At 65.9% G+C, this 18,516-nt stretch carries 17 protein-coding genes, 1 tRNA gene and 1 riboswitch; of the genes, 7 read left to right on the top strand and 11 right to left on the bottom strand.

What is annotated here, in order from left to right; all coding sequences use genetic code 11:
• Positions 1–177 precede the first annotated feature (177 nt).
• The gene (locus tag ACEL_RS11765) at positions 178–2,091 is read left to right on the top strand and encodes a PAS domain-containing hybrid sensor histidine kinase/response regulator (RefSeq protein ID WP_011720935.1); all 1,914 of its coding nucleotides are present in this window, start codon (positions 178–180) and stop codon (positions 2,089–2,091) included.
• A 4-nt stretch (positions 2,092–2,095) separates the two neighbouring features.
• Positions 2,096–3,304 carry an EAL domain-containing protein gene (locus ACEL_RS10875; RefSeq protein WP_011720934.1) on the top strand — a complete coding sequence of 403 codons (1,209 nt, stop codon included), beginning with the start codon at positions 2,096–2,098 and terminating at the stop codon, positions 3,302–3,304.
• A gap of 159 nt (positions 3,305–3,463) precedes the next feature.
• Here the strand turns inward: ACEL_RS10875 and ACEL_RS10870 are convergent.
• Positions 3,464–3,548: transfer RNA gene (locus ACEL_RS10870), tRNA-Ser, on the bottom strand.
• A gap of 33 nt (positions 3,549–3,581) precedes the next feature.
• Between ACEL_RS10870 and manA the strand changes: the two genes are divergently transcribed.
• Positions 3,582–4,778 (top strand): mannose-6-phosphate isomerase, class I, encoded by a 1,197-nt coding sequence (manA, locus tag ACEL_RS10865; RefSeq protein WP_011720933.1) that lies wholly within the window; start codon positions 3,582–3,584, stop codon positions 4,776–4,778.
• Here the strand turns inward: manA and ACEL_RS10860 are convergent.
• On the bottom strand, positions 4,757–5,212 hold the full coding sequence (locus ACEL_RS10860; protein WP_011720932.1) for a hypothetical protein: 456 nt from the start codon (positions 5,210–5,212) through the stop codon (positions 4,757–4,759). The two genes, manA and ACEL_RS10860, sit on opposite strands and share 22 nt — an antisense overlap.
• A 276-nt stretch (positions 5,213–5,488) precedes the next feature.
• Positions 5,489–5,636, top strand: a riboswitch (cyclic di-AMP (ydaO/yuaA leader).
• A gap of 64 nt (positions 5,637–5,700) precedes the next feature.
• On the opposite strand from ACEL_RS10860, the gene ACEL_RS10855 reads away from it, so the two are divergent.
• The 3 genes from ACEL_RS10855 (at position 5,701) to ACEL_RS10845 (ending at position 8,955) form a co-directional block, all read left to right on the top strand.
• Positions 5,701–6,768 (top strand): C40 family peptidase, encoded by a 1,068-nt coding sequence (locus ACEL_RS10855; protein ID WP_049751528.1) that lies wholly within the window; start codon positions 5,701–5,703, stop codon positions 6,766–6,768.
• Positions 6,769–6,982: 214 nt separating this feature from the next.
• Positions 6,983–7,510 carry a Fur family transcriptional regulator gene (locus tag ACEL_RS10850; protein ID WP_274376839.1) on the top strand — a complete coding sequence of 176 codons (528 nt, stop codon included), beginning with the start codon at positions 6,983–6,985 and terminating at the stop codon, positions 7,508–7,510.
• Positions 7,507–8,955 carry a catalase gene (locus tag ACEL_RS10845; RefSeq protein ID WP_011720929.1) on the top strand — a complete coding sequence of 483 codons (1,449 nt, stop codon included), beginning with the start codon at positions 7,507–7,509 and terminating at the stop codon, positions 8,953–8,955. The genes ACEL_RS10850 and ACEL_RS10845 overlap by 4 nt, the downstream gene beginning before the upstream one ends.
• 55 nt (positions 8,956–9,010) lie before the next feature.
• Here ACEL_RS10845 and ACEL_RS10840 read toward each other — a convergent pair whose 3' ends face one another.
• From ACEL_RS10840 to ACEL_RS10805, 8 genes are all read right to left on the bottom strand, one after another.
• On the bottom strand, positions 9,011–9,619 hold the full coding sequence (locus ACEL_RS10840; RefSeq protein WP_011720928.1) for a 3'-5' exonuclease family protein: 609 nt from the start codon (positions 9,617–9,619) through the stop codon (positions 9,011–9,013).
• Positions 9,620–9,722: 103 nt separating this feature from the next.
• Complete coding sequence (locus ACEL_RS10835; RefSeq protein WP_049751526.1) at positions 9,723–10,346, bottom strand: L,D-transpeptidase family protein; 624 nt, start codon at positions 10,344–10,346, stop codon at positions 9,723–9,725.
• 384 nt (positions 10,347–10,730) lie between these two features.
• Positions 10,731–11,636 carry a DMT family transporter gene (locus tag ACEL_RS10830; RefSeq protein ID WP_011720926.1) on the bottom strand — a complete coding sequence of 302 codons (906 nt, stop codon included), beginning with the start codon at positions 11,634–11,636 and terminating at the stop codon, positions 10,731–10,733.
• 164 nt (positions 11,637–11,800) lie between these two features.
• Positions 11,801–13,522 (bottom strand): GspE/PulE family protein, encoded by a 1,722-nt coding sequence (locus ACEL_RS10825; protein ID WP_011720925.1) that lies wholly within the window; start codon positions 13,520–13,522, stop codon positions 11,801–11,803.
• A gap of 91 nt (positions 13,523–13,613) precedes the next feature.
• Positions 13,614–14,477, bottom strand: a complete 864-nt coding sequence (locus tag ACEL_RS10820) for a metal ABC transporter permease (protein WP_011720924.1) — start codon at positions 14,475–14,477, stop codon at positions 13,614–13,616.
• Positions 14,474–15,310 carry a metal ABC transporter permease gene (locus tag ACEL_RS10815; protein ID WP_011720923.1) on the bottom strand — a complete coding sequence of 279 codons (837 nt, stop codon included), beginning with the start codon at positions 15,308–15,310 and terminating at the stop codon, positions 14,474–14,476. The genes ACEL_RS10820 and ACEL_RS10815 overlap by 4 nt, the downstream gene beginning before the upstream one ends.
• Positions 15,311–15,313: 3 nt before the next feature.
• Complete coding sequence (locus tag ACEL_RS10810) at positions 15,314–16,162, bottom strand: metal ABC transporter ATP-binding protein (protein WP_011720922.1); 849 nt, start codon at positions 16,160–16,162, stop codon at positions 15,314–15,316.
• Positions 16,159–17,136 carry a metal ABC transporter solute-binding protein, Zn/Mn family gene (locus ACEL_RS10805; protein ID WP_202943369.1) on the bottom strand — a complete coding sequence of 326 codons (978 nt, stop codon included), beginning with the start codon at positions 17,134–17,136 and terminating at the stop codon, positions 16,159–16,161. The genes ACEL_RS10810 and ACEL_RS10805 overlap by 4 nt, the downstream gene beginning before the upstream one ends.
• Before the next feature lie 146 nt (positions 17,137–17,282).
• Between ACEL_RS10805 and ACEL_RS10800 the strand changes: the two genes are divergently transcribed.
• A complete protein-coding gene (locus ACEL_RS10800; protein ID WP_011720920.1) occupies positions 17,283–17,699 on the top strand; it encodes a Fur family transcriptional regulator in 417 nt (138 codons plus the stop codon).
• A 52-nt stretch (positions 17,700–17,751) separates the two neighbouring features.
• Here the strand turns inward: ACEL_RS10800 and ACEL_RS10795 are convergent, their stop codons facing one another.
• On the bottom strand, positions 17,752–18,219 hold the full coding sequence (locus ACEL_RS10795) for a MarR family winged helix-turn-helix transcriptional regulator (RefSeq protein WP_011720919.1): 468 nt from the start codon (positions 18,217–18,219) through the stop codon (positions 17,752–17,754).
• Between the last annotated feature and the right edge of the window lie 297 nt (positions 18,220–18,516).

Below are 18,516 nucleotides of genomic sequence, written 5' to 3'. Positions count from 1 at the left end.
ATTCCGCTTGAACCGGAAGCGGAGCTGGGTTCATGCTCGAACGTGAGATCACGACCACTGGGCGGGCGTAGCCGGTACGACCGCCTGTGAGCCGAGGAGGGGGGCGACGCGTCGGCGGTGTGGTTGGTCAAGGCATTTCGGCGCCTCCGGCGCGTGGTCCCGGCGCGGCCGGGTTCGATGAGTCGGCACCTGCTCGATGCGATCACTTGCTCGGGCCCGGTCGTCGTCCTGCGTCTGGACAACACCGGCATCACCTACGCCAGCCCAAACGCCGCCACCCTGCTCGGCATCTCCCCCGAGCAGGCGCGGCGCCCGGAGACGTGGCTGGCAGCAGCGCCGGCCGATCTGTTCGAGACGCTTCGCACCGCGGTCCGCGGACTCCTCGCCGGCGAGACGACGGGGCCGATCGAACTTGAGGGTGAGGTCAACTTTGGCGTGCGCCCTCGAGTCCTGCAGATTGTTCTCAACCCTGAGCCGACCGCCGGCCGGCGGATCCGGGCGGTTTTTGCTTTCCTTCAGGACGTTACCGAGCGGCGAGCCGCCGAGCGCACCGTTGCTGATCGTGAACGCCAGCTCCGCGCGATCACCTCGGCTTCTCCCGATGTGATTGCGGTCGTTGGCCCTGACCTGCGGGTCAGGTTCGTCAGCGATGCATCGACCGGCCTCACCGGTATCCGGGCCAGTGACCGGATTGGCGCGCGGATCGGGGAGACCGTACATCCCGACGACCGCCCCGCCCTGCTTGACGGCATTCGTGCCGTTCTCACCGGTGCGGCCGAAGATTTTGTCGTACGGGTTCGGACCCGGCATGCCAGCGGTCGATACATCGTGTTGGAAGGCCACGGCCGGCCGGCGCTCGGGCCCGACGGCGCACCAACGGCAGCGGTCATCGTCTTCCGGGATATCAGCGAGCGGCTCGCGTTGGAGGCGGAGCTGGTGAGGGCCAAGGAAGCGGCGGACGCCGCGTCGGCCGCGAAGAGCGATTTTCTCTCCCGCATGAGTCATGAATTGCGCACTCCGCTCAACGTTATCCTCGGATTTTCCCAGCTCCTGCAGATGGAGCGGCTGACCGATGAGCAGCAGGAGTGGGTCAACCAGATTTTCAAGGCCGGCCGGCATTTGTTGGACCTCATCAATGAGGTGCTCGACATCACGCGCATCGAGAGCGGCCGGTTGGCTCTCTCCCTGGAGGCCGTATCACTGCGCGACGTCATCGGAGAAACGATGGTTGCACTCGCGCCATTGGCAGCCGAGCGGGAGGTCACTGCGGATTGGGTTATCGAGGACGACGATGTCACGGTCCGCGCCGACCGGCAGCGGCTCCGCCAGGTGATGCTGAATCTGGTCGTCAATGCCATTAAGTACAACCGTCGCGGCGGCACCGTATTGGTGAGCGCACGGCGGTGCGCCGACCGGGCACTGATCCGCGTGGCCGACACCGGTATCGGCATTGCGCCTGAGCACATCGAGCGGCTTTTCGTCCCCTTCGACCGCCTCGGTGCGGACGCGATCGACGCCGAGGGCACCGGCGTCGGACTTCCGCTTACGCTCCGGCTCGTGCAGGTCATGGACGGTGAGCTCACCGTTGACTCCACGCCCGGAGACGGCAGTGTCTTCACCGTGGCCCTTCCGCTCGCCGCACCGATGCCGCTCGACCCGGAGAGCCCTGCGGAGAGTGCGCACGACGGCGCGCCTGCCGCGACGGGAACGGTCTTGTACATCGACGATAACGACCATGACGACGGCGTGCTCCGGCACATTGTCGCGTTGCGGCCGGGAATACGGTGGCTGCGCGCGGAATGCGGATCGAAGGGCATGGAACTCCTGCGCCGCGAGTCGGTCGACCTGGTTTTTCTTGACGTGCACCTGCCGGACATGAGCGGCTTCGATGTGCTTCGTGAAGTCCGCAGCGACCCCCTGACTGCTGCCCTGCCTGTCTATATGGTGAGCGCGGACGCAACCTCGGGCCAGGCTCAACGCATGAGTAGCCTGGACGCCACCGGTTTCGTCCCGAAGCCGGTCGATGTCCCCCGCCTTCTCGGGATCGTCGATTCGGTTCTCCGCGCAAAGTCCGGCGGGCGGGATGGGTAGTCCGGTGGCCACCGCTGACGCGTCCGGCGCCTTGGAACGGTTCTCCGACGCCCATGTCCTCGTCGTTGACGACAACGAGGCGAACGTCCAACTGCTCGAGGCTCTGTTGACCCGGTCGGGGTTGCGCCACGTCGCAACGGCGCGGGACGGCGACGAAGCGCTGCGCATGGTGCGGGACTTTCAGCCGGACCTCATTCTGCTCGATCTGCGGATGCCGAAGCTGGACGGGTATACGGTGTTGGAGCGGTTGCGGTCTTTGGAAGATGCCGAATATCTACCCATCCTGGTCCTGACCGCCGACCTTACCCGGGACGCTGTGCACCGCGCCCTCGATCTGGGGGCGCGGGATTTCCTCACCAAACCGTTCGATGCGACGGAAGTCGTGCTCCGGGTGCGCAATTTGCTGGAGACGCGGGCGCTGTACCGTACGCTGCGCGCGCATAACATTGCTCTCTCCGACGAACTGGAGAAGCGGCGTGCACAAGACGAGGAGCTGACCCGGGTGCTCCGTGAGCGGATCGAGCGCATCGAGCGGGCGATTGCGGACGACACCGCGTTGACGACGGTTTTTCAGCCAATCATCCGGCTCGCCGACACCGAGGTCGTCGGGTTCGAGGCGCTCTCGCGATTCGCCGATCCGGCCGGCACACCCCCGGATCGTTGGTTCAGCGAAGCAAGTTCAGTCGGACTGGGTCCAGACCTCGAGCTCAAGGCGATGCATACCGCCCTGCAGTATTTGCCGACCATTCCTGACGGGGTATTTCTCGCGCTCAACGCCTCGCCGGAACTCGTGCTGTCACGAAAACTAGAGAACTTGCAGGATGTCTCCTCACTCGACCGACTTGTACTCGAACTCACCGAGCACGCTGCGGTTGAGGATTACGGTGTCATTCAAGAGCGGCTGGCTCCGTTCCGCGAAAAGGGCATGCGGGTCGCCATTGACGACACCGGCGCCGGATTCGCCAGCCTCCGGCACATCCTGTTGCTGCAGCCGGAAATCATCAAGCTCGACATTTCCATCACCCGCAGCATTGACCGCGATCCCGCACGGCGCGCCCTGGCGTCGGCACTGGTGTCCTTCGCCGCCGATGTCGGCGCACATCTGATTGCCGAGGGTGTCGAGACGGCCGCCGAACTCCAGACCCTCGTCAAGCTCGGCGTGGAGTGGGCGCAGGGTTACCACCTCGGACGGCCTGCACCGCGTCCAGCCTGAACGGCGACCGCGTCGGTCTGAACCGGCGCCGCGTGCGGTCCCAGCGGGCGCCGCAGATGCCCTGCACCGGCAACGCGCATGGTCTGAGCTAGCCCTGCGTCTAGCCTGCACCGGCGGCCGGGCCGCTCGTGACCCGCCGGACGGCGATTGCAAAGTGAGCGGAGGCGGTGGGATTTGAACCCACGAGGGCTTGCGCCCTACCGGTTTTCAAGACCGGCGCCATCGGCCGCTAGGCGACGCCTCCGGACTTAGGGTATGCGGCGGGTAAGGTGCGGCCGTGACCGTGTGGCGCATGCACAACCCGATCATGAACTACGCGTGGGGCTCCCGCGACGCCATCGCTCGGCTGCAGGGCCGTGCACCGACGGACCGGCCCGAGGCAGAGCTGTGGATGGGCGCACATCCACTGGCTCCCTCGGTGGTCGAAGTGGACGGGCGCGAACTGCCGCTTACTGCTGTGATCGAAGAGAATCCAGCCGCCGCTCTCGGCACCGCTGTCGTCGATCGTTTTGGTCCGCGATTGCCGTTTCTCGTCAAAATCCTTGCCGCCTCCGAGCCGCTCTCCCTGCAAGTGCATCCACCGGCGGAGGTCGCGGCCCGGGGTTACGCCGCAGAGGAGCGCGCCGGTGTCGATCGGCGGGCGGCGGAGCGGGTCTACCGGGATCCGTATCCGAAACCGGAAATGCTCGTGGCATTGGAACCCTTCCAGGCGCTTCTCGGATTTGCTCCCGGCGCGGTGAGCGCGGCGCGGTTGACAGCTCTTGACGTTGGTCAGCTCGAGCCGCTGCGCGGCTGGCTCGCGGCCGGCGAATCACCGGGTGAGGCTTTCCTTGCCGTCCTGCAATGGCCGAGCGAGGAGTGCGCCGGCCTGGTCCGGGCGGTCGCCGATGCGGCGCACCGGCTGACGGACGCTGACCTTGGCGCGTTAGTGACCGAACTTGCCGCGGCGTACCCGACGGATCCGGGCGTGGTCGGCGTCCTGCTAATGAATGTGGTGCGTCTCGAGCCGCTGCAGGCGATATATATTCCGCCCGGCTGCATACATGCGTATGTCCGCGGCACTGGATTGGAGATTCTCGGCAATTCCGACAACGTCATTCGCGGCGGCCTGACGCACAAGCACGTCGCACGTGGGGAATTGCGAAACTCGCTGGATGTTCAGCCGCTCCAACCGGAGATTCTCCATCCGATCTGGATTTCTGGGGTGGAACGGCGATGGCCTGTCCGCCAAGAGGAATTCGACGTGACGCTGCTCGTTGTCGAGCGTCCGTACCGGTTTACGCCGGTGAGCGCGGAAATTCTTGTCGGGATCTCGGGGGCGTTAACAGTCAGGGATGGCGAGACGGAGTTCTCGTTCGGCCCGGGCGCCTCCGTCTTTCTCACGCCGGATGGTGCCTCGGCGGAGATTGCCGGCTCCGGTACCGTCGCCCGGGTCCGGCCCGGCTGCGTCGTTCACCGTGACGCGCAGACCTGACTGGAACCGCACAACCGGTAGGTGATACCGGGTCGCACCGGCTCGCGGGAGGCAAATCGGTAGGTGATTCCGTCGGGTCCGTGCGCCAACACGACGACATAGGGGACGCCGATCTGCCATCCGCCGTCGAACCCGAGAGTGAACGCGTCGTTCGCTCCGTCGGTGTAGCCGCGCTGATATGCGTTGCTCACCGCTAGGCCGGCCGTTCCGCCGAGTCCGACGGTGCCTTGGAGCAGTCGGCCTTCCCGGACGCCGGCAATCTCTCCGTTCGCATAACCGGCGTCGTATCCCCGGTCGGTCGCGGTATGGCGGCCGAGGAGGAAGGCTCCGACCAGCAGCAGGACGCCGGCCCCGGACACGCTCGCGTAGCGCATCAACCGGCGTACCGTGCGCCGACGGCCGGTTGTGTCAGCGCCACTGACTGGATCGATCATCGTCACTCCCTCGTCTCGGTGGATGGACGCCGAGCGGGCGGCGCATCGAGCGCGGGCGGTGCGGTGCCAAGCTCGGGCGGCGCGGCATCAAGCTCGGGCGGTGGAGCATCGGCTCGGGCGCTGTTGCATCGGGGTGTAGTCGGATCGGGTGGTTGGTGCCTAGTTCGTCCGGGCGAATTGCGAGCGATGGCAGTCACATTCTCGGCCCCCAGCTTGTCTGCCCGCTGTCGTCCCGGTTATGGTCGAGCGGTCCGTGTAGATAACGATTCGGTTACTACGTCGGAGCCGCCGAACCTGCCTCGCAGGACCGGGGACCCAGCACCGGCGCACAGCGCCCAGGGGTGAATCCGGTGTTCGCACCGGTAGGGCGATCTTCCCCGCCCGAACCCGTCAGCTAACCCGGTAGGCGGTCAAGGGAGAGAGGTCTTGTGCCGCACGCCGTAGCTGCTGCCTCGACGACGTCGAGGGCGCGTCGCGCAGCGATCGGGATGCTGGCTGCTCTCTGCGTGGCCGTGACCCTGGTTGCCGGGTGGCCGGCGGACGCCTTCGCCGCCAAGCCGAGCACGACGGCCGCTATTGCGAAGGCGCAGCAGCAGCTCGATCAGCTGAATATCGCGTCGGAGAAGGCGGTCGAGGCATACGACCAGGCGCAGAACGCGTTCGCGGCGGCGTCCGCGCGGTTGGCGGCGCAACAGAAGGCGGTCGCGAACGCGAAGCTTCAACTGGCTGCCCTGCAGGAAAAGATCCGCGGTCTAGCCGTCCTGGAGTATGAGAGCGGAGGCACGACCCCGCTCATCGCCCTTCTCGTCTCAGGCGATCCGCAGACGTCATTCCGGCGAGTGGATCTGCTTGCGCAGGTCAACCGCTACCACGAAGCAGACCTCGTGGCCGTAGCGGCTGCAGCGCAGAAGCTGGAACAGAGTGAGAAGGTCCTGGCGGAAACCGTTGCCGCTCAACGCAAGGCGCTTGGCGAGGTCAGCGCGAAGAAGGCAGCGGTCGAGAAGTTGATTGCCAAGCAGCAGGCGTTGCTCGCGTCCCTGCACGTGAAAGCCCAACAGGAGGACGCAGCGGCGCGGGCCGCTGCTCAGGCGGCGGCTCAGGCGGCGGCGCGTCAGTATCTTGCCGCGCCGAGGGTCTCCCGGTCTGCGCCGCGGGTCCTGGCCGATGCGTCGCAGCCGTCGGACGGAGGCGTGGCGCCTCCTGCGCCGAGCGGCTCGGGTGCCGCGGCCGCACTTGCGTTCGCGTATGCGCAACTCGGCAAGCCGTACGTGTTCGGTGGAGCCGGACCGTACGGGTACGACTGCTCGGGATTGACGATGCGGGCCTGGCAGGCCGCCGGGGTGCAGCTCAGCCACTCCGCGGAAGCCCAGCGGCACGAAGGACGGCCGATTCCGCTCTCCGCGGTCCAGCCTGGTGACCTGATCTTCTGGGGGATTCCGGCCTGGCACGTTGCCATCTACATCGGCGGCGGCCGCGTCATCACCGCGCCGCATACCGGGACGGTTGTACAAATTCAAAGCATTTGGGGATCCCCAAGCGGCGCGGTTCGTCCGTAGCGACGCCTGATTGCCGGTGAGTGCCGGCGGGTAACGCCGAACGCCGTCCCGCCACGACCGTTCCGTCGTCCGTGAGTGGCTCGCCTCGGTGTGGACGGCGTCCGGGTGACCCAACCGTTGTGACAGATCTCACTCCGTGCACCCTTCCACCTCAGGAGAGATTTGATGCACTCAAGTTCTTGAGTCGTTCAAGAAACAGTGCAAGAGTGGGCGCGTGAGCGAGGTTCCCGGGTCTCCGGGGGTGCGGTCCCCTGTCGACCGGTTGCGGGCGGCTGGAATGCGCGTGACGCCCGCGCGGCTTGCCGTGCTGCAGGAACTTCCGGTCGGGGTGCACCGATCGGTCGACGAGATCGCGACGGCGGTGCGGCGGACCCTTGGCGCGGTTTCCCTCCAGGCGGTGTACAACGTGCTGGATGCTCTTGCCGGCGCCGGTCTCGTTCGCCGGATCGAGCCGCTGGGACATCCGGCCCGTTACGAATCGCGGGTTTCCGACAACCACCATCACCTGGTCTGCCGAGTCTGCGGTGCGATAGCGGATGTCGACTGCGCCGTCGGCGTCGTGCCGTGTCTGTCACCCGCCGATGCAGCGGGTTATCTCGTCGACGAAGCAGAAGTCACGTATTGGGGACTCTGCCCGCAATGTCAGAACCATCGCCGACCGTCCGCCGACCACGGCGGGACAACGGCCGGACCCACCGAGAAGCATCATGTGCCGGCACGAGGTGAAGGAGGAGACCGATGACGGAAACGACACGTCCGGTGACGACGACGGATGCCGGGATTCCCGCGGCGAGCGACGAATATTCGCTCACCGTCGGCGCCGGCGGCCCGATCCTGCTGCAAGACCACTACCTCATTCAGAAAATGGCCCAATTCAATCGGGAACGAGTTCCCGAACGGGTCGTGCATGCCAAGGGCGGCGGTGCTTTTGGCTTCTTCGAAACGACGGAAGACGTCTCGCAGTTCACGAAGGCGGATCTGTTTCAGCCGGGACGCCGCTGCGAGGTTCTGGTACGTTTCTCGACCGTGGCGGGCGAGCAAGGTTCGCCGGACACCTGGCGGGACCCGCGCGGCTTTGCGGTGAAGTTCTACACCCAGCAGGGCAACTATGACCTGGTGGGCAACAACACGCCCATCTTCTTCATCCGCGATCCGCAGAAATTCCAGGATTTCATTCACTCACAGAAGCGGCGGGCGGACAGCGGTCTGCGCGACCATAACATGCAGTGGGACTTTTGGACGCTGTCGCCGGAATCCGCACACCAGGTCACGTGGCTGATGGGCGACCGCGGAATTCCCAAGACCTGGCGGCACATGAATGGTTACGGGTCGCACACCTTCCTCTGGCAGAACGCCGGCGGGGAGCGTTTTTGGATCAAGTATCACTTCAAAACCGATCAGGGCATCGATTTTCTCACCCAGGACGAAGCCGACCGGATCGCCGGTGAAGACGCCGATTTTCACCGCCGTGACCTCTATGAGGCCATCCGGCGCGGCGAGCACCCGTCGTGGACGCTCTACGTCCAGGTGATGCCCTTCCACGAAGCCGCCGACTACCGGTTCAATCCCTTTGACCTCACGAAGGTTTGGCCGCATGGCGATTACCCGCTCATCAAGGTCGGCCGGATGGTCCTGAACCGCAATCCGGACAACTTCTTCGCCCAGATCGAGCAAGCGGCCTTCGAACCGGCGAACATGGTTCCCGGCATCGGTCCGTCTCCGGATCGGATGCTCCTCGGCCGGCTCTTCTCCTACCCCGACACGCACCGGTACCGCATCGGCACCAATTACCTACAGCTGCCGGTCAACCGGCCCAAGGTTCCCGTGCACTCGTACAACCGCGACGGCGCGATGCGGTACGAAAACCCGGGCGACCCGGTATACGCACCGAACTCGTACGGCGGGCCGCAGGCCGACCCGAGCTACGAACTCCCGTCCTGGTTCGTCGAGGGCGGAGAAATTGTCCGGACGGCGTACGTCAAGCACCGGGACGATGACGACTTCGTGCAGGCCGGCACGTTGTATCGCAAGGTGCTGGACGACGCGGCCCGCGATCGGCTGGTCGACAACATCACCCGCCACCTCAAGCAGGGGGTCAGCACACCGGTTCTGGAACGTGCCTTTGAGTACTGGCGCAGCGTCGATCCCGATCTCGGCGCCCGGGTCGCCAAGAATTTCGGCCGCTAGACCGTCAGCGGGTGCGGCGTCAGTCAGGTAGGGCCGGCGGTAGTGACTGCCGGCCCTACCTGTCGCGTCTCGTCATGACGCGGGTGAACAGCTCCGCTTGTTCCAGTGCATCAGCCAGTGCGTTATGCGTGTGCCGCCGCTTCGTTCGCAGCTCTGCGGGCAGTCGGTGTTTCGTCAAGCCGCGAATCGGCACCTGCAGGCGGTCCGCCGCGAGGTCCCGGATGTCGCGGTGCTGTCCGTGGCTGAACGGCGATCGCCCGGCAAAGCGCGTGAGATACCAGAAAACCCAGGTGCCGAAATCCCACGAGGACGGCCAACCGACCGCGACCGCACTACCGCGGTAGTCACGCTCTGCCGCCTCGACCCAGCGGACAAAGTCCCGCATCGCCACGGTGGGCGGCGTGCCGTGGTGTACCAACGCGGAACGCGGCATCGATAGTCCCCGTTCGCAGGCCGCGAGAGCCTCGGCGTTGACATCGTCGGAAATCGGTTGGAGTTCGACGTAAAACGTTGACCGATCGGGTGCAATCGGCTGGAAACCCGTGTCGTCCATGACGCCCGCGATGCATGCCCCGAGGCTCAGCATCGAGAAACCCCAACCCGTCGGCCCTGGTATCGGACCGTCTGTCTCGACGTCCAGTGACACGTATACGTCCCTCGGCATTGTGTGTCGTCCTTGTCCACGAATAGCCAATGACCAGGACCATCCCATCACGGGTAAGAGCGCTTTCGTGTGCGGCTTGGGGATGACTCCGTGCGCGGCGCCGTCAGTACCGGGTGATGACAAAGGCGGGGGCCATCACGATGACCGGATGTGCGGACGGCGACAGCCAGCGGAGAATCCGGATAAGGTTTGTCTTGCCAACCGACACGCATCCCGCGGTTGGCCCGCCGGTGTCGACGTGAAGGAATATCGCGCTTCCCTTCCCCGGCACGACGGGGTCTGTGTTGTACGCAATGACGGCGGCGTAGGCATACGCGGTCGCATATCCCGGACTGGCGAGATGTTCGCCTTTGAGCGCGGCATTCTCCTGCCACGTGTTGTAGTACGGCGAACTCGGATCGTCCACCCAGACCGAGGCGGCGTCCGGTACCCGATAGAGGAATGACACACCCGGATTGGGCGGCTGCCCGAACATCATCGTCAATCCGAAGATGCCGGCCGGTGTTTTCCCGTCCCCTTCCCGCTTGTCGACCGCGAAGCCGTTATAGCCGATATGTGCAGGCATCGCGGGGAAAACCGCTCGCCATCCGGCGGCTGTCTTCTCGAACGTCTGTACAACCGCGGTGGTGGACGTCCAACTCGAGGACGTCACGGTGATGACCTGGCGGGCATCGCCGACGTCCAGCTGGGTGACCAGGAGTGGTGGGCCGGGGCTGGGCGACGTCACGCGCGGCGCCGGCTGCGTACGTGGCTTCGCCGGGTGCGTGCTCGCGATGACGCCGGCCGCGGGCGATGGGGTGAGCGGGCGAGCCGTTGTCCCTTCAGGTGACGGTGGCGGTGTGACAGCGGGCGTTGCGCTAGGCGCCGGCGTCAGTTGCGACAGCGGTGACGACACGCCGGCGCGCGCGGGCGGCCCATGGCGAGCTTCGTTCGTGCAACCGCAGACGAGTCCGGCGACGGCGAGAATGGCGGCAGCTCTCGCTATCCACACTGTCTTATCGTGCCTCGGCGGACCCGTCTCCGGAAGCACGCACGCGGCATGACGGCGATACCGAACCTGCGCCGCCGGACAGCCGCCAGGCAGGTGACGTCTCGGCAATCGGCAATGCCGTCATGGCTCGGCTACTTCGGGTACGACGAGCTCATCGCCGGCGGACCGGCCGGCCCGCCGCGTCGCGAGCACGCAACCGAGGAGGATCAATGGGAAGCCAAGCGCTATGCCAAGGGTGAACCGCTCACCAAGCACTCCGACTCCGAGCAGCACGGCCACGGCTGGGTTGACATAGGTAATCACGGTCGCCCGTCCAGGACCGACCTCGTCGATGAGCGCGAAGAAGAGCAGAAACGCTATCGCGGTGCAGATGACGCCGAGGCCGGCGACCGACCAGCCGGCAGCGGCGCTGACATGGGCCGGCCAATGCGTGACGGCGTACGGTGCATAAGCCACAGCGGTGATGAGCAACGAAGCGGTGACGACACCCAGGCTTGGCAGGGTCGATAACCGCCGCGCAATGATGATCGGGCCGATCGCGTAGCCGATCGCGGTTACGCACATTTCCACAACAGACCAGACGTCACGGGAAGAAAGATCGACCCCCATGAGGAGACCAACGCCGCTGATGCCGATGGCCAGTCCGATGATCCGAGTCGTGGTGAGCCGCTCATCGTGGCGGTCGTGCGGCAGAAACGCCAGGATGATGGCGCCGATAAGCGGGACGGACGCAATGAGCAGCCCCGCGAGTGAGCTGGACAGCCGCACTTCGGCTTCGGAGAGCAGCAACCATGGGATCGCGATTTCGACCGCTGTATAGCCGAGAACGATTCGCCAGCGTGACAGCAGAGGAGGGAGAGCGCGCCGGCGGACGGCGAGTGGGGTGAGCAGGGCGGCGCCAACTGCAGTCCTGGCGAAGACGAGAGTTCCCGGTGGAAAATCGCGGACGGCCACCCGGATGAGCAGGTAGGGGATGCCCCAGATCAATCCCATTGCGCCGAACAGCAGCCAACCACGCCTGGACACTCGCACCCTCCGTCAAGTCCAACTCTGTCACGGACCCTCCGATTCCGCGGTTGGGGTATCGACGGCAGGCGCAGCGACCGGCCCGTGTCTCGGTGTTCCGCCCAAGCCGACCGGGATTGTTGCCTGCGCGGTTGCCGGCCTGCGCGGTGGCGTGGAGCAGCGAATCAGCAGACGCGGAGGACCTCTTCAAAGGTCGTTTCGCCGCGGAAGGCCTTGCTAATGGCCGCTTGACGGAGCGGGCGCATGCCGACGTGGGCCGCCGCTTCGGCGATGGCAGCTTCCGTCGGATTCCGCACGACAATGCGATGGGTTTCGTCGTTGATGGGAAGTACTTCGAACACTCCGGTCCGTCCACGGTAGCCGGTACCGTTGCATTCCACACAGCCCACGCCACGCACCGGCGCGGCGTCCGAAGGCAATTCCGTCCGTACGCCGAGGCGATGCAGCACGTCGTCGTCGGGGCGATAGGGCTTGGCGCAGCCGGGGCAAGGCCGGCGAAGAAGTCGCTGAGCCACGACGAGTCGGAGCGAGGAGGCAACGAGGAACGGCTCGACACCCATTTCGACGAGCCGGGTCACCGCTCCCGGGGCGCTGTTCGTGTGCAGGGTGGTCAAGACGAGATGCCCGGTAAGGGCGGCTTCCAGGGCAAGGTGCGCTGTTTCGCTGTCGCGTACCTCACCCACGAGAATGACGTCCGGGTCTTGACGCAGGACCGCACGGAGTCCGCGGGCGAACGTCAGACCGGCGCGTTGGTCGATTTGCACTTGGGTAATGCCGGGAAGCCGGATTTCCACCGGATCTTCGAGTGTAACGACGTTCTTCTCCCGGGTCGCGGTGTCCACCAGAACCGAATACAACGTATTCGTCTTGCCGGAGCCGGTTGGTCCCGTGATGAGAATGAGCCCCTGCGCCGCCCGGGCCGCCGCCAAGAGAATGTCCCGCTGGGCGGGTTCCATGCCCAATCCATCGACCCGTGTGATGCGGTCCGCGCTGGCGAGCAGGCGGATGACAATTTTTTCCCCATGTACTGCGGGCAGACTGCTCACCCGCGCCTCCGTGCTGACACCGTCGGTGTCGATTTTCATCCGCCCGTCCTGCGGAAGGCGCCGCTCGGCGATGTCCATCCCGGAGACGATTTTCAATCGGCTGATCAGCGCGGGTGCAGCTCCGCGCGGCACCCGCGTAATGTCCCGCAAGACGCCGTCAATGCGATGGCGAACCCACACGCCGTCGCTCTGCTGCTCGATGTGCACGTCACTTGCGCCCATCCGAATCGCATCGGTGAGTATCTGGTTGACGAGCCGGACGGTGGGCGCCTGGTCCGCAGCGCGGGCAAGTTCTGCGTCCTCGAGGAGATTCGCTTTGGTGTCCTCATCCTTGCTGGCGTCAAGCTGAGCCTCCGCCGCCATGGAGTACACGCGGGCAATTTGCTCTTTGATGACGGATTCCGGAGCGACGACAACGGAGAGCGAGTGCGCGCCGGTGTAGGCGCGAACGTCGTCCAACGCGACGACATTTGTCGGATCGGCGGTTGCGACCTTCAGACCGTCCGGCGTGCGGCCCAGTATAAGAACCCGGGCTCGTTCTGCGACCTGCCGGGGGAGCAGCCGGGCGACCTCCATCGGGACCGCGAGATCGTTCCCGTCGACGAGCTCGAGGGCGAGCAGCTCCGCCAACGCCTGAGCGACCTGTCGCTCGGTGAGGTAGCCCATCTCGACGAGCAGTTGACCGAGGCGTTTGCGGTCTCGGCCGGTGAGTCGTCGCTGTGCCGCAAGAACCTCCTCCAGCTGCTCGCGGGTCAGCAGGTCCCGCTCGACGAGGACGTCACCGAGCCGGCGCCGCTGCGGCAGCTGCGGCGGATCGATTTCCGTCGGTTGGACAGACATCGCGATCCTCACTGGTGGCGGTGTCAGACGGGCCTCATCCGGGCTCCCGTCTGCCTTTCGGCAGGGACGCCGCTCAGCTGAGCGCGATCGATCAGCCAGCCGAGTGGACCAATGCCCGCCGGGAAATCAGCCGACGCACGCGCGGCGCGCCGGCGCAGGCGAACTCGAACGCCGCTGTCGCGAGGATCGCGAAGCTTGGCGGGACGTCGGGCAGCGCGTACGCAACGAAGAGCCCGGACCAGACGGCGAGCAGGGCAAGGAGCGCGGCCAGCAGCATGCCGGCGATCGGACGAGGCGTGAGGAGGTGCGCTGCTCCCGCCGGAGCCGCGAGCAAGCCGAGAATGAGCAGGGCGCCCATCGTCTGCGCGGCCTGGCCTACGGTGAGACCGACAAGGAGCAGGAATCCGGCGTCGAGCCACCGAACGGGTACGCCGCGGCCGGCGGCGAGCCGGGGGTCAACCGTCGCGAACAGCAGCGGCCGACCCACGACCCAGAGCGTTCCCACGACGATCGCCAGCACGACACCGCTGATGACCACCTGGGTGGTCGTCAGGCTCAAGACCGTACCGAACAAGTACGAAATGCTTGCCCGGCCGTCGTGCGCGCCGGTGACCCGGGTGGTGTATATCGCGGCGAAGAGGGCGCCGAGACCGAGCGCCCAGGAGAAAGTCGCGCCGATGGTGACGTCGTCCGCACCGCCTCTCGGTCCGCCCGCGACGGCGAGGAGGCCCGCGGTTATCGACACGGCAAGGAAAATCCCGGCCAACGGATTCACGCCCGCGACGAGGGCGCCGAGCGCGCCGACATACGTGATGTGACCGAACGCATCGGCGGTGAAAACCTGAGCGCGCAGGACCAGGAAATATCCGATGACGCCCGCGGTTATTGCCGCAGCGCTACCGGCGATCAGCGCGTGCTGCAGATAACTGGTTGTGACGAATGCGGCGATGTTCACGGCGAGGTCACCACCTGTCGTGCGATGCGCCCGCGTTCGTGGCGGCGGAGAAGTCTCGTGACGACAAAGCCCGCGAAAACCGGTGTCGTCACGCAGAAACCGCTCGGGTACGAGGTGGCGTAGGCAATGACCAATCCAATCCAGACCGCGGCCAGTCCGAAACCAATGCTGAGCAGCAGACTGACGGCCGGCCTGCTGGTGATGTCCCGGGCGATCGCCGCCGGCAGCACGAGCAGTGGAAAGACGAGCAGCGCGCCGGTGATCTGGCTTCCTTCAGCCGAGGCAACGGCCAGCGCAGAAAGGAATGCGAGGTCGAGAAGGCGCAGCGGCAATCCGCGGGCCTGCGCCAATGTCGCGTCGACGGAGGCGAAGAGTAGCGGACGTCCGACGACACCGAGGACGACGAGCAGCGCGGCAGCAGTGGCCGCGAGCGCCACCAGCTCAGCCTGGGAAATACCGAAGATGAAGCCGAACAACGTGTGGGTGGTCTCGGACAACAATGTTCCGGAGAGCGCGGAAAAGAGATAACCGCAGCTGAGGATGAACGCGAGAACTGTTCCGACTATCGCGGATTCCCGCGGCGTCCCAGGCTGGCTTCGCGGTCCGAGAGCGCTAAGGATCCCGGCGACGAGAAAACAGCTGACGAAATATCCGGCCGTGACGTTCCAGCCCAATGCCGCCGCGCCTGCGGCTCCGGGAAAGGCGGCGAGCGAGATGGCGTGACCCGCGAAGCTCTGTCGGCGTAACACCATGAACCAACCGACCACGGCGGCGATGACCGCAACGATACTGCCCGCCGCGAGGGCATGAATCATGAAGGGATAGCGCAGCATGGCTTATCCTGCGTGCCGATCAACGTGCCGGGCCGGCGCCTCCGGTTCACCGACGATGACAAGACGACCGTCACCCGCGCGGAGCACTTCGATCGGCGTGCCGAAGAGCGCGGTCAGCCGTGCAGAGGTGATGACCTCCGAGGGCGCACCGCACAATCCGGTCCCATTGGCCAGATACACGACGCAATCGAGGTACGAAAGAATGGGATTGACATCGTGCACCACCATGACGATGGTCACGCCGTCGACGTGACTCAGCTCCTTGAGCAGCGCCGCGACCGCTACTTGATTGGGCAGGTCGAGACTGTCCAGCGGTTCGTCGAGCAACAGCATCCGTGGTTCGCGGACGAGTGCTTGCGCGATGAGGAGACGCTGTTGCTCCCCGCCGGAGAGGCTGCCGATCGGCCGCCCGGCGTACGGCGCCGCGCCGACCCGCTCCAGTACGGCTGCAACACGGGCGCGGGCTTCGGCCGCCTTCCGTCCCCAGGGGAGCGGCACACCTATCCGGTCGCCGTCCAAGCCGAGCCGGACGATGTCCACGCCGCGGAGTCTCGTCGTGGCGTCAAAGTGCCGGCGTTGCGGCAAATAGCCGATGAGATCGCGACTCTGACGGGGCGGTCGGCCGAAGAGCCGCACGACGCCCTCGACCGGCTCGATCTGGCCGAGCAGTGTCCGCACCAACGTCGTTTTGCCCGCGCCGTTCGGTCCAAGGATCGCGACGAATTGACCAGGCTCGACCTCGAAGGAGAGGTCCCGCCAGATGACCCGACCGCCAAGGGCGACGGTCGCGTTCGTCACCTCGATGGCGGCCGCCGTGCCGTCGGCGGGCCCGCGTCTCGCGGTAGTGCTCACGCTGTCACTCCTTCGGCCAGCGCTCTTTCGAGCGCCAGTAGTTGAGCCGCCTGCCATTGCTGAAAGGATGCGGACGGAGGGTCGAGCATCTCCGTCATCGGGACAACGGGAATCCCGTGCGCCTTCGCCAATCGGACCTGTTCCTCGACGTCCGGCGTCGTGTTCTGCGCGTTGAAAAGGTAGACGCGAATTTCCCGGTCGGCCAACTGTCGCAGGATGGTCTGCTTGTCGGCGACGGTCGGATCGGTGCCTTCGCTGACGGCCCGGAGAAAACCCGGCGGGGTGACGAGGCGCAGTCCCAGTGCCGGCGTGAGCAGGGCGAATATGCTCTCCGACGCCCCGACCGGAACGCCGGCGTAGCGGGCGCGGATTTCGGCGATCACGCTGTGATACTCCGCAAGCGCGACGTGTGTGAACCATTCGTAGCGTTGGGCGAAATACGACCGCTCGGCCGGCTGGAGCTGCTGATACGCGGCCGTGATGGCGTGGGCGACTTTGACGACATCGGCGGGGTCGTACCACCGGTGCGGATTGCCGCCGGGCCTCGTTCCGGTGACGGCGCCGACGTCAACGACGAGCCGGCGGTGGACCGCGCCGGGTGCGAGGAGTTTCGTGGCCCACGGGTCGTAGCCGATGCCGTTCACGATGACGAGGTCCGCGGTGGCGAAGGCCCGAGCGTCGCTGGATGTCGGATCGTAATCGTGCGGATCGATCGCGGGGGAGCGGATGATGTCGGTAACCGCAACGTGATTCCCGCCAAGTTGGGCGGCGATCGAACCCCAGACGCTCTCAGCGGCGACGACGTGCAGGTTGCCGGACTCCGGCTGCGGGGCAGTAACGCTGCAGCCGGCGCCGAGCATTCCGAGCAGCACGGCGGCCGCGATCCTGCCGCGGAGGCGGGCCCGTGCACTGTACGCCGCGGCGCGGCCGCGTCGAGCGGTCTTACGCTCCAGGTGCGGCGTCTCACTGGTCACCTTGTTGGAAATCATTGCAAGTAGCTTATCTGAAGTCGTTGCCAATAACAACCCGGCGGCCTGGGTGGGCGCCCCACAGCCGCTGCCATGGCCGCCACGGCTCGTCGGCTGCCAGGTGGCTCGCTACCGTAAGAAGGGCAATGACCATGAGCGGATCCAGTGAAGGCCGGCAGAGTCGTTCGACACGGCAGAAGCGGGCGCTCGCCCAAGTCATGGCTGAGTCACGCCAGTTTCGGAGTGCTCAGGAGCTGCACGAGGCCCTGATTGATCGTGGCGAGTCGGTCGGGCTCACCACCGTCTACAACCAATTGCGGGCGATGGCGGAGGCCGGTCTCGTGGATACCTTGCGCGCGCCGGACGGCGAGACCCTCTACAGGCAATGCGAGACGAACGCCCATCACCACCACTTGCGGTGCCGGTACTGCGGCCGGACGGTCGAAGTCAAAGGGATATCCGTCGAACGGTGGGCCGAGCGGGTTGCGGCACGCGCTGGTTTTGTCGATGTCGACCATACGCTGGAGGTGGTTGGCACCTGCCCCGGTTGCGCGGCCGGCCGACGGTGATATCGATCTCGCCGATGAGAAGTGGCCGCGGTTTCCCAGCAAGTCGATCGTGCTAGCCGGTGTGTCGGGCGGGCCGTCGGCGTGCCGGTGAATCGGTTGCGTGTTCCTCTTGCATCGCCGCCAGCTCCTTTGTCAGACGGGCAAATGCCGGCGCCAGACGCCGAATCTCCGCGACGTGCTGGCTTGTGAGTCCGGTCAGACGCTGGGCGCCGCGCCTGGTCAAGGTCACCCGCACGACTCTCGCGTCGCGATCGGTGCGATGGCGGACGACGAGACCCGCGGCCTCTGCACGGTCAACCAGGCCGACCGTGCTGTGCGGCCGTAGGGCGAGCGCCTGGGAGATCTCCCCGATCGTCGGCCCCCGTGAGTCCGGGTGATACCGAATGGCGAGAAGCAATTCATGCTGCGCGGGGGTCAGGCCGGCTCGGCGTACTGCTGCTTCACTCCAGCGAATGAAGCGGCGCAACTGGAGTCGGAAGTCGACGACGGCCCGGAAATCATCGTCAGTCATGCGGCTCATTGCGGCCTCCCGTGCCGAAGGGCGGACGCCATTCGATGCTCGGATCGTCTCGCATCCGACCACGCACGGCGAGTGTTTTTCGCGACTCGGTTGCCAGTGAATACGACAAACGCCGCAATTCATGCGGGAGTGCTGAGATCTGTCAGGTTTCCGGGCGTAACGAGCCGGGGCGCGGCCGTGACGGCTGCCTCACCGGCTACGCGTCGACACCGACCGGGTCTCCGGGGTACGCGTTGACACCGACCGGGTCTTCGGAGTAACGAGCCGGGCCGCGACGTCCGAGGAATTGTTGCGGCC

Source organism: Acidothermus cellulolyticus 11B, assembly GCF_000015025.1.
GTDB lineage: Bacteria > Actinomycetota > Actinomycetes > Acidothermales > Acidothermaceae > Acidothermus > Acidothermus cellulolyticus.
The sequence above is the reverse complement of the archived record's forward strand: the minus strand, read 5'-3'. Positions and strand labels throughout refer to the sequence as shown.

What these genes read in the sequence shown, in the direction of transcription:
- ACEL_RS11765 (WP_011720935.1), top strand. Translation starts at nt 178, where the DNA reads ATGAGTCGGCACCTGCTCGATGCGATCACTTGCTCGGGCCCGGTCGTC.
- ACEL_RS10860 (WP_011720932.1), bottom strand. Translation starts at nt 5,212, where the DNA reads ATGATCGATCCAGTCAGTGGCGCTGACACAACCGGCCGTCGGCGCACG.
- ACEL_RS10855 (WP_049751528.1), top strand. Translation starts at nt 5,701, where the DNA reads ATGCTGGCTGCTCTCTGCGTGGCCGTGACCCTGGTTGCCGGGTGGCCG.
- ACEL_RS10845 (WP_011720929.1), top strand. Translation starts at nt 7,507, where the DNA reads ATGACGGAAACGACACGTCCGGTGACGACGACGGATGCCGGGATTCCC.
- ACEL_RS10840 (WP_011720928.1), bottom strand. Translation starts at nt 9,619, where the DNA reads ATGCCGAGGGACGTATACGTGTCACTGGACGTCGAGACAGACGGTCCG.
- ACEL_RS10825 (WP_011720925.1), bottom strand. Translation starts at nt 13,522, where the DNA reads ATGTCTGTCCAACCGACGGAAATCGATCCGCCGCAGCTGCCGCAGCGG.
- ACEL_RS10815 (WP_011720923.1), bottom strand. Translation starts at nt 15,310, where the DNA reads ATGCTGCGCTATCCCTTCATGATTCATGCCCTCGCGGCGGGCAGTATC.
- ACEL_RS10800 (WP_011720920.1), top strand. Translation starts at nt 17,283, where the DNA reads ATGAGCGGATCCAGTGAAGGCCGGCAGAGTCGTTCGACACGGCAGAAG.
- ACEL_RS10795 (WP_011720919.1), bottom strand. Translation starts at nt 18,219, where the DNA reads ATGAGCCGCATGACTGACGATGATTTCCGGGCCGTCGTCGACTTCCGA.